General features: G+C 49.8%; 2 tRNA genes. Both read left to right on the forward strand.

The features are described from left to right. Positions 1 to 10: 10 nt before the first annotated feature. Positions 11 to 86, forward strand: a tRNA-Ala gene (locus tag LNL84_RS19670). A gap of 37 nt (positions 87 to 123) precedes the next feature. Beyond that, positions 124 to 199, forward strand: a tRNA-Val gene (locus LNL84_RS19675). The last annotated feature ends 54 nt before the right edge of the window (positions 200 to 253 follow it).

Raw genomic sequence — 253 nt, forward strand, 5'->3', positions numbered from 1 at the left:
AAGATTCTCTGGGGCTATAGCTCAGCTGGGAGAGCGCCTGCCTTGCACGCAGGAGGTCTGCGGTTCGATCCCGCATAGCTCCACCATCTTGAAACGTTCTACCACAGAACGAAAAACTAATGTGGGCGATTAGCTCAGTTGGGAGAGCACCTCCCTTACAAGGAGGGGGTCACTGGTTCGAGCCCGGTATCGCCCACCATCTTTAAGTGCATTATCTTTAGTGCTTTTAAAAATGGTTCATTAGTTTGAATCT

It is taken from the genome of Vibrio gelatinilyticus (genome assembly GCF_022836845.1).
Classification (GTDB): domain Bacteria; phylum Pseudomonadota; class Gammaproteobacteria; order Enterobacterales; family Vibrionaceae; genus Vibrio; species Vibrio gelatinilyticus.